The following is a 16,076-nucleotide window of genomic DNA, read 5'->3' as shown; positions in this document are numbered from 1 at the left end:
ATCGAGGCCGCCGCCGATGCGGCATGGACGTCCTCGCCACGGTGCGATCGCGCGCATCGACTCGGTCATTGCTTATCTTCACCTGAGCGCGGAACGTTCAGGCTTCGACATAGCCATCCCGGGGGCCGTTCATGACTGTCTACGTCGTCGCGCAGCTAAGCTTCACCGACGAGCCGCGCTACCGCCAATACCAGGCCCGCTTTGGCGAAGCCTTCGCCGGCCACAACGGCCGCGTCCTGGCCGCCGACGAGGCGCCCCAGGTGCTGGAGGGCGAATGGCCGTTCTCCAAGCTGGTGATGCTGCAATTCGAGGACGAAGCCGCGGCCCGGGGATTTCTGGACAGTCCCCTGTACCGGGAGATCTCGATCGACCGAGACGCTGGCGCCAAGACGACGGCGGTGCTGGTGCGGGGCGTGTGAGCGCCCGCCCGGCTAAGCTTGCTCTAGTCTTGGAGATCAGGAGGAAGTGGCTGGGGAACTAGGACTCGAACCTAGAATGACGGTACCAAAAACCGCAGTGTTACCATTACACCATTCCCCAGCAGGAACGGCGAAACCCGTCAGGGCTCGGCGAGGCGGTGGAGATAGCTCACGACTCGGATGGATGCAACATCCCATTTCAGAACTTTTTTCGGGCCGTCACACGAACCTCGAAAAAGGCGCTTGCGCCCTCCGAAACCGCCACCTATAAGGCCGGCCTCCAAGTCGGAGTGTGGCTCAGTCTGGTAGAGCACTGCGTTCGGGACGCAGGGGTCGCAGGTTCAAATCCTGCCACTCCGACCACTTCCTCCCCGCCAACCAGAGGCGGGAAACCTGCCAAAAATACAGAAGCTTAGGCGCCGCGAAAGCGGCGCCGAGCCTTCTCGCGCGCGTTCATGAGATTCGTTGCGCGCTCTTCATTTGGTCGCAACCCCAACACCGGTTAGCTTGTCGGCGGTTTCGCTAGCAGGACCTCCGATGAAGCAGTTCTTTCTGACCGTCGCCGGCGTTTTCGTCGGCCTTCTTCTGTTCGTGGTCGGAGTGCCGTTCCTGCTGATCGTGATGGCCGCCGGCGCCGCCCGGCCGGCGCCGGTCCCCACTCACACCGTCCTGCAACTGGACCTGCGCACCAGCCTCACCGACCAGGAGCCCAAGAGCCCGTTCGCGGCCTTCGGCGGCGGCGGGGGTTCGGTGATGTCGATCATCGAGACGCTGCGTCGCGCCGAAAAGGACGACAAGGTCGAGAGCGTGCTGGTGCGCCTGCCCGAGGGCGGCGTCGCCCCGGCCGCGGCCGACGAGCTGCGCCTGGCCTTCAAGCACTTCCGCGAGGTCGGCAAGAAGCCGATCTACGCCCACAGCCAGGGCCTGTATCCCTCCGGCATGGTCACCTCGACCTACATGCTGGGCGCGGCGACCAACGAGTTCTGGATGCAGCCCGACTCGAGCTTCCAGGCGGTCGGCGTCTCGACGGAGTCGATGTTCTTCAAGCGCTTCTTCGACAAGTACGGCATCAAGGCCGAGTACGAGCAGCGCTACGAATACAAGAACGCCGTGAACCCCTATCTCTACAGCGACTACACGCCCGCTCACCGGGAATCGACGCTGTCGTGGATGGGCTCGGTCTATCGCACCGCCCTGACCAGCGCCGCCGTCGATCGCAAGCGTGATCCGGCCCAGATCATCAAGACGCTGGAAGATGGCCCCTACAGCGCCCAGGAAGCCCAGGGAAAGGGCCTGATCGACAAGGTCGGCCAGGTCAGCGACATCCAGGCCTTCGCCCTGGAGAAGGCCGGCAAGGGCGCCAAGCTGGTCGACTTCAACGACTATGCCTCCCGCTCCAAGCCGCCGGCCGTCAAGACCGGCCCGGCCATCGCCGTGATCGGCGCCGAGGGCGCGATCGTCACGGGCACGGGCGGCGGCGGCTCGCCGTTCGGCGGCGACAGCAATGTCTATTCCGACGACGTGGCCAAGGCCTTCAAGGACGCGACCGACGACAAGGACGTCAAGGCGATCGTCTTCCGCGTCTCCTCGCCCGGCGGCTCGGACACGGCCTCGGAACAGATCCTGGCGGCCATGAAGACCGCCAAGGCGGCCGGCAAGCCCGTCGTGGTCAGCATGGGGACCTATGCGGCCTCGGGCGGCTACTGGATCTCCAGCCAGGCCAATTCGATCGTGGCCCAGCCCTCGACCCTGACCGGCTCGATCGGTGTCTATGGCGGCAAGTTCGCCCTGGGCGACGCCCTGGCCCGCTTCGGCGTCGACACCAAGCCCCTGCACGTCGGCGGCGACTATTCGCAGGCGTTCGGCTCGGCCGACGGCTTCACCCCCGACCAGCGCGCCAAGTTCGCCGGCTGGATGGACCGCATCTACGCCGGCTTCATCAGCCGCGTCGCCGAGGGCCGCAAGCTGCCGCCCGAGCGCGTGCGCGAGATCGCCAAGGGCCGCGTCTGGACCGGCGAGCAGGCCAAGCAGCTGGGCCTCGTCGACCAGCTGGGCGGCTTCTACGACGCCGTCGACAAGGCCAAGCAGCTGGCCAAGCTGAAGGACGACGTGCGCCTCAAGCGCATGGACGGGACCCAGTCGCCGTTCGAGGCCTTCGAGAAGTTCCTGGGCGTCAGCGAGACCTCGGCCAAGACCCTGGCGGCCGCCGCCTGGGTGCTGGGCGATCCGCGCTCGCAGGCGATCCTGGACGAGATGGCCCACGCCCGCCTGCGCGCCGCGCCCGGTGGAGCCTCGGTGCTGGCCGATACGCCAGTGCGGTAGGCTCGGGCACATAAAGAGACGAGAAGGCCGCCCAGGGGCTCCCTGGGCGGCCTTTTTGTTTGGCTGTCTACGGGCGGCTCCGTGGGTCGGTGACAGGCGCTGAGCGCCCCCTCCGTCACGATGCGTATCCGCATCGCGCCACCTCCCCCGCACGCTTCGCTACGGGTGAGGAGGATACAGCTGCCCTCCTGCCCCGCGTGCGGGGGAGGTGGATCGGCGCCGATAGGCGACGAGACGGAGGGGGCGCTGTCACCGCCCCTCGCTTACCCCACCGCCCAAAAGAAAACGGCGGGCTCCTTTCGGAGCCCGCCGCCATTCTCAGAACCGTAAGGCTCGACCTCAGAAGGCCAGGTCGAAGCCCACGCGCACGTAGCGCGGCTCTTGGTAGGCGATCGGCTTGCGGTAGTTGGCCGAGTAGCCGCCACCGGTCGTTTCGCGGCGCTCTTCGTAGGACGTGATGGCGTCCGAGTTGAACACGTTGAAGACGTCGGCGCGCAGGATCAGGTTGCCGCCCAGAGCCATGATCTTTTCCGGCACGGTGTAGCGGACCGACAGATCGAGCGTGGTCTGCCAGTCGGTTTCCTGAGCCGAACCGCGCGGAACCGGAGCGGACGGGGCCAGCAGGGAACCCGTGTCGCTGAAGGTCTTGCACCAGCGCGAAGCAGCGCCGTAACCGGCCGAGTTACCGTCGGTCGGGTGACGACCCAGGCAGCCCTGGTGCTTCGGCGAGATGATCGAGGCGTTGGCGCCGAACATCAGGTTGTCGGTCACGGCGTACGAACCGAACACCTTGAACTGGTGAGCGTGGTGGTTCGGCAGCAGACCTTGCTGGTAGTCGGTCAGGCCAACGAAGTCGTACAGCACGGTCGAACCGGCGTCGGCTTGGTTGTTGTCCGACAGCACGGTGCCTTCGTAGTTACCCTTGCTTTCCGACAGGGTGTACGAGCCTTGCAGGCCCCACTTGCCGTCGAAAGCGCGCTCGAAGGTGAACTCGAGGGCGATGTACTCACGCTTCGGCTTCGGGAAGCCCAGCTCTTGAGCGGTGAAGGTCAGTTCCTTCGGCAGAGCAGCAGCAGCGGCGATCGTCGCGGCGTCGTGCACCAGGGCGTTCGGCTGACGCAGCTTGATCGTCAGGTCTTCACCCGGGTTGAAGACGATGTACTGCCACGAGTTGTTGAAGATGTTCTCGCAGGCGGCCAGCGTCGCGCCAGCGACGTGGGCGTTACACCACTTCACGACGAACGGGTCGAGCGTGGTGTCTTCCGAGATGCGGTTCAGCTTGCGGTAGGTCAGGTTGACGCCGGCCTTCCACAGTTGGTTGAACTGACGCTCGTAGCCGATCGTGAATTCGTCTTCTTGCGAAGCCTTGATGCCTTGAGCGGCCTTCGAATAGGCCGGCTCGGCGACGCCGAGGCCGTACGAAACCGTACAACCGATCACGTTCGGCGAACCGGCGACGACCGACGACGGGCAGACCGTGAACGTACCAGCCGGGAGGCCCGGGTTGGTCGTGGTGGTGATCTGCGTGCCGAGAGCGGTCGGAGCCAGGTTGGCGCCCGTCGTGAAGTTCGGGCCGTTCGTGGTGCCGTTGACATAGCCCGGCGCGTAGAAGAACGCGCTGTAGCCCAGGTCGGCGCCGCGATAGCTGAGGTTCGACGCCGGCGGGATGTAGTAGCGGCCGAACGAGGCCGAGATCTTATCCTTGCCTTCGCCGACCGGGTCCCAGGTCACGCCAATGCGCGGGCCCCAGTTGTTCTTCAGGTTCAGGACCTGTTCGCCCAGCAGGTTGTCCAGGGTGAACTTGTCGTTGCGGATGCCCAGCTGCAGGCTCAGGTCCGGGGTGATGTCCCAGGCGTCCTGCACGTACCAGGCTTCGTTGACGCCGTGCACCGGCGCGCCGCCGAAGCGGTTCGTCTGCACTTCGACGTAGTTCACGCCGCCCAGCACGCCGTTGGCGTCACGAGCGGTCGGGTTGGCCGCGTCGTACTTCGGACGGTGATAGACGTAAGCGATACCCGTGGCGCCCGGACCGGTGTTGATCGAGGCGTGGTTCAGGGTCGTCTTTTCATGGTCGAAGCCGCCACGGACGTGGTGCTTGCCCAGGAAGTCGAAGTACAGGTCGCCGTCGATGCGGTAGAATTCGCGCAGCGTCTTGCGGGTTTCGATCGTGGCTTGCTTCTGGGCCGAGATCGTCTGGGTCGCCTGACCGTCGACGTCGCTGGTGACCAGCGGGTCAACGGTGTTGCCCGGCAGCACGCTGTTGGAGTCGCGGTTCTTGCCGTAGGCGGCCGACAGGGTGAACCAGTCGGTGAACGTACCCGTGTAGCGGGCCACGTAGTTCACGCCACCTTGACGGTAGACGGTCGACGGCAGAGCCGCGCCGATGGTGTCCGTCGCCGCAGTGTAGGCGTTGGCCGAGCGGTTGATGGTCTTCTGGGTGTCGAAGTAGGTCAGTTCGACGCGGTGACGGTCGGTGATGTAACCGTCGATCTTGGCGCCCCAGAACGGGTCGTTCGAACGGTCTTGGACATACTGACCGGTGGTCTTCTGGGCCTGGGCCGTCTTCAGGTCGCGCTGTTGGTTCAGCACGTAGAAGAACAGGTGATCTTCGATGATCGGGCCGCTGACTTCGAACGTGGCGCTCTTGTCCGTGCGCTTCGCACGGTGGTTGGCCATGATGTAGGTGTCCGGCGCGTCCTTGCGCCAGGAGTCGGCTTCGTAGTTGCCGTGCACTTCGAAGTGGAAGCTGTTCGAGCCCGACTTCGTGACGGCGTTGATGACGCCGCCGGTGGCGCGACCGAACTCGGCGGGGTAGCCGCCGGTCTTCACTTCGATCGACTTGTAGAAGTCGAACGGCACTTCGGCGGCGCCGATGTACGTGTCGAAGTTCGTGATGTTCAGGCCGTTCACGTAGAAGGCGTTTTCAGCGACCGAGCCGCCGCCGACCGACGGTTGACCGCCGAAGTTGGCAGCCGACGGAGCCGTGGTGACGCGCGACGAGCTACCGGTGACGACGCCCGGGGCCAGTTGAACGACGGCCGTCAGCGAGCGGCCGATCGGCGCTTGCTTGGTCAGGGTTTCGATGTCGACGGTCAGACCCTTGGTCGTCGCGGCGAAGTCCAGCTGCGGGTTGGCGGTGGCGGTGATCACCACTTCGCTGACTTCTTCGCTCGTGCCCGCCAGGGTGAACGAATAGGCGGTCGAACCGCCCAGGCCGACGCGCACGTTGCCGTCGTTGGTCGGCTGGAAGCCGTCCTTGCTGATGGCGACCGAGTAGCCACCGATCGGGATCAGGGGAACGCGGAATTGGCCGGCGGCGTCGGTGGTGACCGAGCGGGTGAAGCCCTGGTCCAGCGACTTGACGGCGATGGCGGCGCCGGCGACCGGGTTGCCCGACGTGTCACGCACGGTGCCGACGAGCGAGCCCGAGCTGTAGTCCTGAGCGCTGGCCGCGACAGGCGCCAGGCTGGCCACGGCCGCGATCGTCAGCGGCGTGGCGACGGTCGCCAGACCCGCGAGCAGGGTCGTCGTCAGTAGACGCGCGCGGGCGCTACCTTTGGTGGAAATCATGCTGTTCAAATCCCCTCTGAGCATGACGCGAGCGGCAAATCGGACGAGTCCCCCTCTAGAAACTTTGTCCGACCTGGAGCGGAAATCCGCTGAGTTCGCGTCACGAGATCACTGGTGTCCCGGAAACATTTCCCCGGTTGCGGCGACGTTAGGGGCCGCTGTGGCCGAGGGTCAATTGTGATTGCAGAATTGTAATCCACATCACGCCCCCCTGTCGCAAAATCGCCACAGCACCGCCGCTTTTCCGGAAACCCATGCTCAAGATAGATACCTTGGCCTTGCAAGGCTCGGGCATAACTTGATCATCATCTTGTTTTGACGAGGCTATTTAGCCCCAAAAGACCGATGTTCTCAGTCGTCGCGTTTCGAAGAATTTTTTGCGACGATCGTGCCGCTCACAATTGACAAGCAACAAATCATCGTCGGAAACGGCGAGATTCAGGTAAAAGTTTTTTAATGTACGGGATGGTTTCGGCACGTTCTTCCCGCGACTGATCACCTCGCGTGCACGCGGGCGCGCACAGGTGACCATTGCCTAGGCGCCTGGGTGTCGCGACAATGTCGCGGCGGCGAAATTGCGCCGCGCCTCAAGTTGCGGCGAACCGATGAGCGATTTCCGACGAGTCACCGAATCCCTGTCCGTGAGTCCGCAGGTGACCGAGGCCGACATGGCCCGCGCCGCGGCCGAGGGATTCGTGCTCGTGATCAACAACCGTCCGGACGGCGAGGACCCCAGCCAGCCCTCCAGCGCCACGATCGAGGCGGCGGCGCGCGCGGCGGGCCTGGACTATCTGCACGTGCCGGTGCGCGGCGGCCCGACTCAGGAGCAGGTCGACGCGGTGCGGGCGGCGACGGAGGCCGCAGGCGGGCCGGTGCTGGCCTTCTGTCGCTCGGGCACGCGCTCGATCGTCACGTGGTCGATCGGCCAGGCGCTGGCGGGCGAGGATCGCGAGACCCTGGTCAACCAGGGTCGCGACGCGGGCTACGACCTGTCGGGCGTGCTGCCTTCGTAAGCGCTTAGAAGGCGGCCGCCTCGCGGGCCACCATCGGGGTCGGTTCGGCCTGGCAGCTGGCCAGGACGAACTGGGCCATCATGATACACACGATGGCGAAGGCCGCGCGCTGGAGCCGTTTTGAGACAAAAATCGCCGCGTCCGCCGCCATGGCCCGTCCTCCGAAGGTTACTAGAGGGTAAAAGCGCAAGACTGGCGCCGTTTTGGAGTCTCTCCCGATGATCCCCTTCGTCCGCGAGTTGGAGTTCGAATATGGCCGCTGCGATCAGGTCTCACCGCTGATCCGGCGGGTCATCGCCCGCAATCCGGGGCCGTTCACCTATACGGGCACCGGCGTCTACATCGTTGGCCGGGGCGAGGTCGCGGTGATCGACCCCGGTCCCGACCAGCCCGAACATTTCGAGGCCTTGAAGGCGGCGCTGGCCGGCGAGCGGGTGACCCATGTGCTGGTCACCCACCATCACCTGGACCACTCTCCCCTCGCCCACCCGCTGGCGGAAGCCTTCGGGGCCAAGGTCTATGGCCTGCCCGCGCCGAGTCCTTACAAGAGCGACGCCCCTGCCCTGGAAGAAGGCGGCGACGACCGCTTCCAGCCCGACGTGGTCCTGGCTGACGGCGACGTGCTGTCCGGCCCCGGCTGGACGCTGGAGGCCATCACCACGCCCGGCCACACCTCCAACCACCTCTGTTTCGCGCTGAAAGAAGAGAACGCTCTCTTCGCCGGCGACCACATCATGGGCTGGTCGACGACGGTGATCACCCCGCCCGACGGCGACATGGGCGACTATTTCGCCAGCCTGGCGAAGGTGAAGGCCCGCGACTTCGACGTCCTGTGGCCCACCCACGGCGCGCCGGTGCGCGAGGTCGGGCCGTTCATCGACGCCTATGTCGCCCACCGCCGGGCCCGCGAGGCCCAGATCGTCGAGGCGCTCGAAGCCGGCTTCACCAGCATCAAGGCCATGGTGCCCAGCCTCTATGCCGCCGTGGATCCCAGGCTGCACCCCGCCGCCGCCCACTCGGTGCTGGCCCACATGCTGCAGCTGGTGCGCGAGGGCCGGGTCGTAGCCAACGGCGACGGCCTGGAGGCGGAATACCGCCTGGCCTAGCGCCAGCGCTCGCCGGGACTGAACACCAGTGACCGCGCGACCGCGCGCCACGGGATCACCACCAGGAAGATGACCACGAACAAGCAGGCGAAGGCGACCGACCCCGTGCCCTCGTCCATCTGGCCGGCCGACCATTTGGGATAGGCCACCACCGACAGCCAGATCACCTTCCAGGCCACTTCGAACAGCAGTAGCGGCGCCATCTTCAGCGGGTGGCGCAAGCCCAGCAGCGAGAGCAGCGACAGCGCCCCCAGCATGCACTGGACGACGCCGTCCATCAGTTCCCAGCCGGCGTGGCGGAACAGGATGCCGGGCCAGATCTCCGCGCCCAGGGCGAAGGCCAGCAGCACATAGCCGACGCGCATGACGTTCAGCCGCCAGGCCGGCAGGTCCGCGCCCGGCGCGGTGCGGTGCGATGAGTCCAGGGCGACCATTATTCGACCGCCTTCAGGATCTTCTCGATCCCGGCCAGGCGGGCCTTGATCTCGGCCAGGCCCTCGAGGACCTCACGCTGGGCGGCGGTTTCGGCCCGGCTGGCCCGGGCCGCCAGGACTCGCGAGCCATACCGCATGCCGAAGATCAGCAGGATCGTCGCCAGCGGCAGGCCCAAGGTCATCAGAAAGATTCCAGCACTCACATTCAGCCCCTTATTTCTCTGGTTTTTCGGACAGCGTCGCGGCCGCCGAGACGATGGTCTCGGGCGTCAGCTCGACGCGGAAATCGACGACCTCGAAGTAGTTCAAGGCCTTGCCGTCGGTGGAGAGCTCGAGCTGGCTGCGGACCAGGCCGGCCTCCTCGAGCTTGTTCAGGTGGAGATGCAGCAGCGGCCGGCTGATGCCGATCTCGCGCGCCAGCTGGCTGACATAGTTGCGTCCGCCGGCCTTCAGCGACGCCAGGATGCGCAGCCGATGCGGGTTATCGAGCGCCGACAGGATCGCCGCCAGCTCGTCGCCCGGGGTCATGATTGAGCAACGCATTTCATGTGTCAGTTATTTCTGACACATGATAGCGAGTCAAGCCCCGCCATGAAATGGGGCTCGGGAGGCGTCTGGAAAGCTTGGGGCTACTGCCCCTTCACCGCCGTGATCAGCTCGCCGATGCGGGCGCAGTTGCGACCCTGGTCGGGGCCGGCGTCGCGGCCGATCGAGCGCAGATCCAGGCGTGCGCCACGGGCGTCGGGACGGACACGCACGACCAGATCGTCGGTCAGGCCGTACCAGAAGCTCTGAGCCGTCGCCTCCAGGCGGCCGTCCACCGGATCGTCGGTGACCAGGGTCATGCCCTGGGCCATGACCGCGGCCTTGACCGCTTCATAGACGTCGCCGGGCGCGCGCTCGCTGACCAGCGGGCGGGCGGCGGGGCAGGTCTCGGCGTTGATCTCGGCCAGGCGGCGACCGGCATAGGCGGCCGAGCCCACAGGCAGGGCCGGGTCGTCGTCGACCACCTCGGCCGAGCCGCCGCGCGCGGCCATGGCCGCGTCCGAGAACGAGAGCGGCGTCTTCCAGTCGGTCGAGACGTCGTGGATCGGCGGCGACTGGCCCACCAGCGCCTTGGCCCCAAACATCACCGCGAAGGTGGCGGCGGTGATCACCAGGGCCAGAATCGCCGCGCGACCCAGGCGCTTGAAGCCGGCCATCAGGGCGATGACCAGGCCCAGCAGACCCGTGGCGACGCTGACGAAGGCCAGGCGCGGAGCCCAGTCCAGGGTCATGGCGGTGTAGCCCAGCGGCAGCGGGATCACGCCCAGCTTGACGCCCAGGGCGCCGCCCCCGGCCAGGATGGCGGGCGCCAGGGCGGCCAGCAGGGCCACGTCCAGATAGAACGAGGCCCAGGCCGGCGGCTTGCCGGAAGCCTTCTTGTCGGACGCCGTCTTCTCCTGGGCCTTCTTGGCCTTGCCACGCTTGCCCGGCGTGATCGGCATGGCGAACGGCAGCGCCTCGCCGGCGTCGGCCAGGACTGGCGTCGGCTTGGGGGCCTCGGGCTCGTGCAGGCGCAGTGGCGGTTCGGGCTTGGGCTCGGGCGGCGGAGCCTTCACGAGCGTGGCCTCGGCCTTGGGTTCGGGCGCGGGTTCCGCCTTGGGCTCGGCTTCGGCTACGGCCTCGGCGGCGGCGATCGCCGTGGCCTCGGCGATGATCGCGTCGGTAGCGGAGACAGTCTCCGCCTCGGGCTCGATATGCGCGACGACTTCCGGCTCCGGAGGCGGGGCTTCCGGCTCGGGTTCGGACACGGCGAGCACGACCTCGGGCTCGACCTCCTCGGGCGGATCGGGGGCGTAGATCACTGAGGCCTGGGCGCCATCGGCGGCCGCCAAGGTCGGCGTCGGAGCCGGCGCCGGCGACGGCTGCAGCGGGGTTTCCGGCAGCTTGTAGCCCTCGTCGGCCAGGCGCTTGCGGATCACCTTCTTGTCGATCTTGCCGGTCGCGCCCAGCGGGATGTCGTCGACGAACAAGACGTCGTCGGGCATCCACCACTTGGCGATCTTGCCGTGCAGGAAGTCGATGAACTCCTGCTTGGTGGCGGTCTCGCCCTCCTTCAGCTTGACCAGCAGCACCGGCCGCTCGTCCCACTTGGGGTGCGCCGCGCCGACCACCGCCGCCAGGGCCGCTTTCGGATGGCCGACGGCGATGTTCTCGATCTCGATCGTGCTGATCCACTCGCCGCCGGACTTGATGACGTCCTTGGCGCGGTCGGTGATCTGCATGAAGCCGTGGTCGTCGATCGTGGCCACGTCGCCGGTGTCGAAATAGCCCTCGTCGTCCAGGATCTTGCCGCCGGCGCCGCGGAAATATTCGGCGGCGATGATCGGCCCGCGGATCTTCAGGTGGCCGAAGGCCTTGCCGTCGTGCGGCAGCGGATTGCCTTCGTCGTCGCGCAGGCAGATCTCGACGCCCAGCGGCGGGCGGCCCTGCTTCAGGCGATAGGGCATCTGCTCGTCATAGGGCAGCTTGGAGAGCTCATCCGTCATGACGGAGAGCGTCCCGACCGGCGAGGTCTCGGTCATGCCCCAGGCATGGACCACCTCGACGTCGTACTTCTCCTGGAAGGCGCGGATGATGCTTTCGGGACAGGCGGCCCCGCCGATCACCACCTTCTTCAGCACCGGCAGCTTGGCGCCCGTGGCCTCCAGGTGCTGCAGCAGCATCTGCCAGACGGTGGGCACGGCGGCCGAGAAGGTCACGCCCTCGGTGTCCAACAGTTCGAAGATCGAGGCGCCGTCCATCTTGGCGCCGGGCATCACCATCTTGGCGCCCGTGCCCGGGGCCGAGAACGCCACGCCCCAGGCGTTGGCGTGGAACATCGGCACCACCGGCAGGATGGTGTCCTTCTGCGACAGGCCCATCACGTCGGGCTGCATGGTGATGAAGGTGTGCAGGAAGTTCGAGCGGTGCGAATACAGCACCCCCTTGGGGTCGCCCGTCGTGCCCGAGGTGTAGCAGAGGCCCGCGGCCGTGCCTTCGTCGAAGCCGCCCCAGGCGCAGGTCGACGACTGCTGGTCGAGCAGCTCCTCGTAGCAGAGCAGGCCCTTGAAATGGGGGGCCTCGGCGGCCAGCGGAAACTCGGCCGGCATATGGGCGCGGTCGGTGAAGACGATCACGTGCTCCACATGCGGCAGGCGCGGCAGCACCGCCTGCAGGATCGGCAGGAAGGTCAAATCGACAAAGATGGCGCGGTCGCCGGCGTGGTCGGCGATCCAGGCGATCTGCTCGGGGAACAGGCGCGGGTTCAGGGTGTGGCACACCGCGCCGATGCCCATGATGCCGTACCAGGCCTCCATGTGGCGGCCGGTGTTCCAGGCCAGGGTGCCGACGCGGTCGCCCGGCTTGACGCCCATGGCCAGCAGGGCGTTGGAGACGCGCTTGGCCCGGTCGTGGATCTGCGCATAGGTCGTGCGGACGATCGCGCCCTCGACCGAGCGGGTGACCACCTCGCGCCCGCCATGCCACTTGGCGGCGTGGTCGATGATCTTGTCGAGGGTCAGCGCCCCATGCTGCATCAGCCCCTGCATCGACTCCCGCTCTCTCTCGGTTGCTTATCGTTGTTCAGGCAAGGCTATCGGCGCTTTGCCGGCTGCGCAACGCGCGGCGCTTCACAAGAGAAATCCAGGAAATGTGATCGGTCGCCTAGTCGACGCACGCGCTGATCGGTCGCACGCGTGGTAAGGAGACTCTTGGTTGATGCCGGGGGATAGTCGCAACGTAGGCGAACAACGTTCGTCGTTTCGAGGGGCGCTGTTTTGGGCTGGTGGGCCGACACTCTGGCTGATGAACGACTGGACGAGGTCGCGGCGGATATCCGCCGCCTCGGCCCTTCGCGCATCGTCTCGGGCTGCCTGGCTGCTGGCGTCATCGGTTTCGGCCTCGGCTACCGCACCGCCCTGGCCTGGCTGGCCAGCTTCTTCGTCGCCGAGGGTCTGGCCGCCCTGGCCACCCGCAATTTCGGCAAGGGACGTCCGGGCAGCCGCACCGATCGCGCGGCCTTCATGCTGGCCGCCATCCCGGTCAACGGCAGCTGGGCGGCGCTGGCCGCGCTGCTGTGGCTGAACGGCTCCGACCATCTCAAGATCGCCGCGGTCGCCATCTGGTGCGGCCAGCTGGTGTTCATGCAGCAGTACCGCCACCAGCCGCTGGCTCTGCTGATCCTCAGCGGCCTGGCGCCGATCGCCAGCCTGATCGTCTTCCCATTCTTCTTCATCGCCGGCGCCGACCCGGCGACCCAGGCCCTGCGCTGGTCGCTGGTGCTGTTGATCGCCATCACCGTCAATGTCGCCCTGCGCAACCGCGCCGCCGCCCGGCGCATGGACGCGCTGACCCGCGGCCTGCGCGACGAGCGCGAGCGCGCCCTGGAAGCCGCCCGCGCCAAGTCGACCTTCATCGCCGTCACCAGCCACGAGCTGCGCACGCCGATGAACGGCTTGCTGGGCATGGCCCACGCCCTCGGGCGCTCCAACCTCGACCCGGCCCAGCGCCAGCAGGTCGAGCTGATGATCAAGTCGGGCGACAGCCTGATGCAGCTGCTTAACGACGTGCTGGACCTGTCGCGCGTCGAGGCCGGCAAGGTCGAGCTGGCTCCCGAGATCGTCGATCCGCGCGCCATTGTCTCCGACGTGGTCGACGCCTGGCGCGACGCGGCCGAGGCCAAGGGCCTGTCGCTGTTCGCCCGCTACGACACGGAAGTTCCCGCCTGGGTCTGCGCCGATCCGCTGCGCATCCGCCAGGTCCTGACCAACCTCGTTTCCAACGCCGTCAAGTTCACCGCCCAGGGCCATGTCCGCGTCTCGGTCAGCGCCGAGGCCGTGGGGCCTGACGAGCAGATGATCCGCTTCTCGGTCTGCGACACCGGCCCCGGCGTGCCGCCCGAGGCGGCCGATCGTGTGTTCGACAGCTTCACCCAGGCCGACGAGACCATCTCGCGCGGCTATGGCGGCGCGGGTCTGGGCCTGGCCATCTCGCGCTCGCTGGCCCGCCAGCTGGGCGGCGACCTGGTGCTGCGCCCTGGCTCCGGGCCCGGAGCCTGCTTCATGCTCAGCATCCGCGCGCCGCTGTCCCAGGCCCCGGTCGCGCCCGAACCCGAGCCCCAGGTCGACGACGAGGCCCTGGGCCAGATCCACGTGCTGATGGCCGAGGACAACGCCGTCAACCAGCTGGTCGTGCGCACCATGCTCGAGCCGGCCGGCGTCGCGCTGACCGTGGTCGAGAACGGCCAGGAAGCGCTCGAGGCCATGACCCAGCAGCACTACGACTGTGTGCTGATGGACATCAACATGCCGGTGATGGACGGCATCACCGCCCTGGAGGCCATCCGCCAGGGCAAGGCCGGCGACCCCGCCCTGCCCGTCATCGCCCTGACCGCCTCGGCCATGGCCGGCGACCGCGAACGGTTCCTCGGCATGGGTTTCGACGACCACCTGGGCAAGCCGGTCAAGCCGATGGACCTGATCACGGCGATCATCCGCGCGGTGAACCCCGAGCCCCCGGACGAGGGCCGGCAGGCGGCCTAGGCCCTACCCCATCGTCTCCGCCAACGCCCGGGCTTCGTCCTCGAAGGCGTTGACCGTGTCGACCTTGCGCCAGGTGATCTCGCCGGTGTCGCGGGTCAGCTGGTTTTCCAGCACGGCCACATCCGCGTCCGAGGCGTCGTTGACGCGGGCGGCCACGCGTTCGCGCAGCACTTCGGGCGGCGCCTCAAGCCACACACCCAGGAAGCCGACGCCGACACGTTCAGCCAGGGCCTCGGCGCGGGCGCGCTCCTCGGCTTTCAGGAACACCGCGTCCAGCACCACCGAGCGACCGGCCTTCAGGCACAGCTCGGCGTCATGGAACAGCTGGTCGTAGACCTTGGCGCTCATCTCCGGCGTATAGGCCTCGCGCGGCAGGCGCTGCAGCGACGGCACGCCCCACAGGCGCTTGCGGATCTCGTCGGTGCGCAAGACCACCGCGCCGGGCGCCGAGCCCAGACCCGGGGCGCAGACGCGCGAGAAGGTCGACTTGCCCGAGCCCGACAGGCCGCCGGCCGCCACCAGGCTGACCGGCTTGGGCGCCAGGTGCTCCAGAGCGGTGTTCAGATAGGCCCGTGCGGCCTCGTCGTCGCCGGTATAGGCCCAGACGTGGGTGCGCACGGCGGCGCGGACGCTCAGCATCAGCGGCAGGGCCGCCAGGCCGGTCCACAGGCCCTCGCCGAACGTGCGGGCGGCCTCGTCCAGATAGGCGTTCAGCACCCGGCCGGCGGCGTCGCGGCGACGGCGGAAATCCAGGTCCATCAGCAGGAAGGCCAGGTCGTACTGCACGTCGATGTCCGACAGGGTGTCGTTGAACTCGATGCAGTCGAACAGGATCGGCTGGCCGTTCTCGATCAGGATGTTTCCGAGGTGCAGGTCGCCGTGGCAGTGGCGGGCAAAGCCCTCCGTGGCGCGGGCGTCCAGCAGCGGACCCAGGCGCTCCAGCGCGATGTCGGTCTCGTGCACCAGACGCTCGACGGCCTGCTTGCCCAGACGCGCGGACAGACCCCGCAGCAGGTTGGCGTTCGAGCGGATCGTGTAGCCCATGGCCGAGACGCCGCCGCCTTGCGGGCGCAGGCTCGAACCGGCGTGGAAGCGGGCCACCGTGCGGCCCAGCGAATCCTCCAGCGCGTCGTCGATCGCCCAGGGCTGGGTGGCCAGCACGCCGTTCTGGTCGAAGCGGCGCATCTCCAGCAGATATTCGACGATCTCGCCCTCGCCGTTGATCTCCAGACCGCCATCGGCGGTGCGGGTCAGGCAGCGGACCTCACGATAGATGTCGGGCGCGGCGGCGCGGTTGAAGGTCAGCTCGCGCTCGAGGGCCCAGCGGCGCAGCTCCAGCGTCGAATAGTCCAGGAAACCGAAGTCGACCGGGCGCTTCACCTTGAAGGCCGAGTCGTCGATCAGGAACACGCGTGCGCACGACGTCTCGATCGTGCTCTCGGCCCGGCCTTCGAACCAGGCGGCCACTTCCTGCTCGCGCGCGGCTTCCGCGTCCTTGATCACGCCGAAAATCCCATCTGTCCGCGCACGAAATCCGGCGCCGGCGCTGCATAGCCGAAAGCTCGGCGCGAGTCCTCTAACGTCAGCCTTGCTTGCACCTCATTTTCGCGGCTAGATTGTATCGAAGACATCAAGTGTGAGTACTCCT

Annotated in this window: 12 protein-coding genes, 2 tRNA genes and 1 pseudogene; 7 read left to right on the top strand and 8 right to left on the bottom strand. The window is 67.2% G+C overall.

Annotated elements, in window-relative coordinates; all coding sequences use genetic code 11:
• Nucleotides 1–131: 131 nt before the first annotated feature.
• Entirely contained in the window at nt 132–419 is a 288-nt protein-coding gene (locus AC1RR5_RS08665; RefSeq protein WP_492920899.1) for a DUF1330 domain-containing protein, read from the top strand.
• 47 nt (nt 420–466) lie between these two features.
• Here AC1RR5_RS08665 and AC1RR5_RS08660 read toward each other — a convergent pair.
• A tRNA-Gln gene (locus tag AC1RR5_RS08660) sits at nt 467–540 on the bottom strand.
• A 165-nt stretch (nt 541–705) separates the two neighbouring features.
• Between AC1RR5_RS08660 and AC1RR5_RS08655 the strand changes: the two genes are divergently transcribed.
• From AC1RR5_RS08655 to AC1RR5_RS08645, 3 genes and pseudogenes are all read left to right on the top strand, one after another.
• Nucleotides 706–782, top strand: a tRNA-Pro gene (locus AC1RR5_RS08655).
• Nucleotides 783–956: 174 nt separating this feature from the next.
• On the top strand, nt 957–2,741 hold the full coding sequence (gene sppA / locus AC1RR5_RS08650; RefSeq protein ID WP_492920898.1) for a signal peptide peptidase SppA: 1,785 nt from the start codon (nt 957–959) through the stop codon (nt 2,739–2,741).
• An 89-nt stretch (nt 2,742–2,830) separates the two neighbouring features.
• Nucleotides 2,831–2,967: pseudogene (locus AC1RR5_RS08645) on the top strand (hypothetical protein).
• 113 nt (nt 2,968–3,080) lie between these two features.
• Here AC1RR5_RS08645 and AC1RR5_RS08640 read toward each other — a convergent pair.
• A complete protein-coding gene (locus AC1RR5_RS08640) occupies nt 3,081–6,311 on the bottom strand; it encodes a TonB-dependent receptor (protein WP_492920897.1) in 3,231 nt (1,076 codons plus the stop codon).
• 605 nt (nt 6,312–6,916) lie between these two features.
• On the opposite strand from AC1RR5_RS08640, the gene AC1RR5_RS08635 reads away from it, so the two are divergent.
• Complete coding sequence (locus AC1RR5_RS08635; RefSeq protein WP_492920896.1) at nt 6,917–7,324, top strand: TIGR01244 family sulfur transferase; 408 nt, start codon at nt 6,917–6,919, stop codon at nt 7,322–7,324.
• Nucleotides 7,325–7,328: 4 nt separating this feature from the next.
• On the opposite strand, the gene AC1RR5_RS08630 is transcribed toward AC1RR5_RS08635, so the two are convergent.
• Complete coding sequence (locus AC1RR5_RS08630; protein ID WP_492920894.1) at nt 7,329–7,475, bottom strand: hypothetical protein; 147 nt, start codon at nt 7,473–7,475, stop codon at nt 7,329–7,331.
• 67 nt (nt 7,476–7,542) lie between these two features.
• Between AC1RR5_RS08630 and AC1RR5_RS08625 the strand changes: the two genes are divergently transcribed.
• Complete coding sequence (locus AC1RR5_RS08625; protein WP_492920893.1) at nt 7,543–8,430, top strand: MBL fold metallo-hydrolase; 888 nt, start codon at nt 7,543–7,545, stop codon at nt 8,428–8,430.
• Here AC1RR5_RS08625 and AC1RR5_RS08620 read toward each other — a convergent pair.
• From AC1RR5_RS08620 to AC1RR5_RS08605, 4 genes are all read right to left on the bottom strand, one after another.
• A complete protein-coding gene (locus AC1RR5_RS08620) occupies nt 8,427–8,864 on the bottom strand; it encodes a hypothetical protein (RefSeq protein WP_492920892.1) in 438 nt (145 codons plus the stop codon). The two genes, AC1RR5_RS08625 and AC1RR5_RS08620, sit on opposite strands and share 4 nt — an antisense overlap.
• Entirely contained in the window at nt 8,864–9,046 is a 183-nt protein-coding gene (locus tag AC1RR5_RS08615; RefSeq protein WP_492920891.1) for a hypothetical protein, read from the bottom strand. The genes AC1RR5_RS08620 and AC1RR5_RS08615 overlap by 1 nt, the downstream gene beginning before the upstream one ends.
• Nucleotides 9,047–9,077: 31 nt before the next feature.
• Nucleotides 9,078–9,392 carry an ArsR/SmtB family transcription factor gene (locus AC1RR5_RS08610; RefSeq protein WP_492920889.1) on the bottom strand — a complete coding sequence of 105 codons (315 nt, stop codon included), beginning with the start codon at nt 9,390–9,392 and terminating at the stop codon, nt 9,078–9,080.
• Nucleotides 9,393–9,493: 101 nt separating this feature from the next.
• Complete coding sequence (locus AC1RR5_RS08605; protein WP_492920887.1) at nt 9,494–12,436, bottom strand: long-chain-fatty-acid--CoA ligase; 2,943 nt, start codon at nt 12,434–12,436, stop codon at nt 9,494–9,496.
• 228 nt (nt 12,437–12,664) lie between these two features.
• On the opposite strand from AC1RR5_RS08605, the gene AC1RR5_RS08600 reads away from it, so the two are divergent.
• Nucleotides 12,665–14,428: a hybrid sensor histidine kinase/response regulator gene (locus AC1RR5_RS08600; protein ID WP_492920885.1), complete on the top strand. Its 1,764-nt coding sequence runs from the start codon at nt 12,665–12,667 to the stop codon at nt 14,426–14,428.
• Between the two features lie 3 nt (nt 14,429–14,431).
• Here AC1RR5_RS08600 and AC1RR5_RS08595 read toward each other — a convergent pair whose 3' ends face one another.
• Complete coding sequence (locus tag AC1RR5_RS08595; RefSeq protein ID WP_492920883.1) at nt 14,432–15,931, bottom strand: bifunctional aminoglycoside phosphotransferase/ATP-binding protein; 1,500 nt, start codon at nt 15,929–15,931, stop codon at nt 14,432–14,434.
• Nucleotides 15,932–16,076 lie beyond the last annotated feature (145 nt).

The sequence above is a fragment of the Caulobacter sp. GW821-FHT11E11 genome, assembly GCF_058808315.1.
Note: the sequence above shows the minus strand (reverse complement) of the source record. Positions and strands in the feature narration are given on the sequence as shown.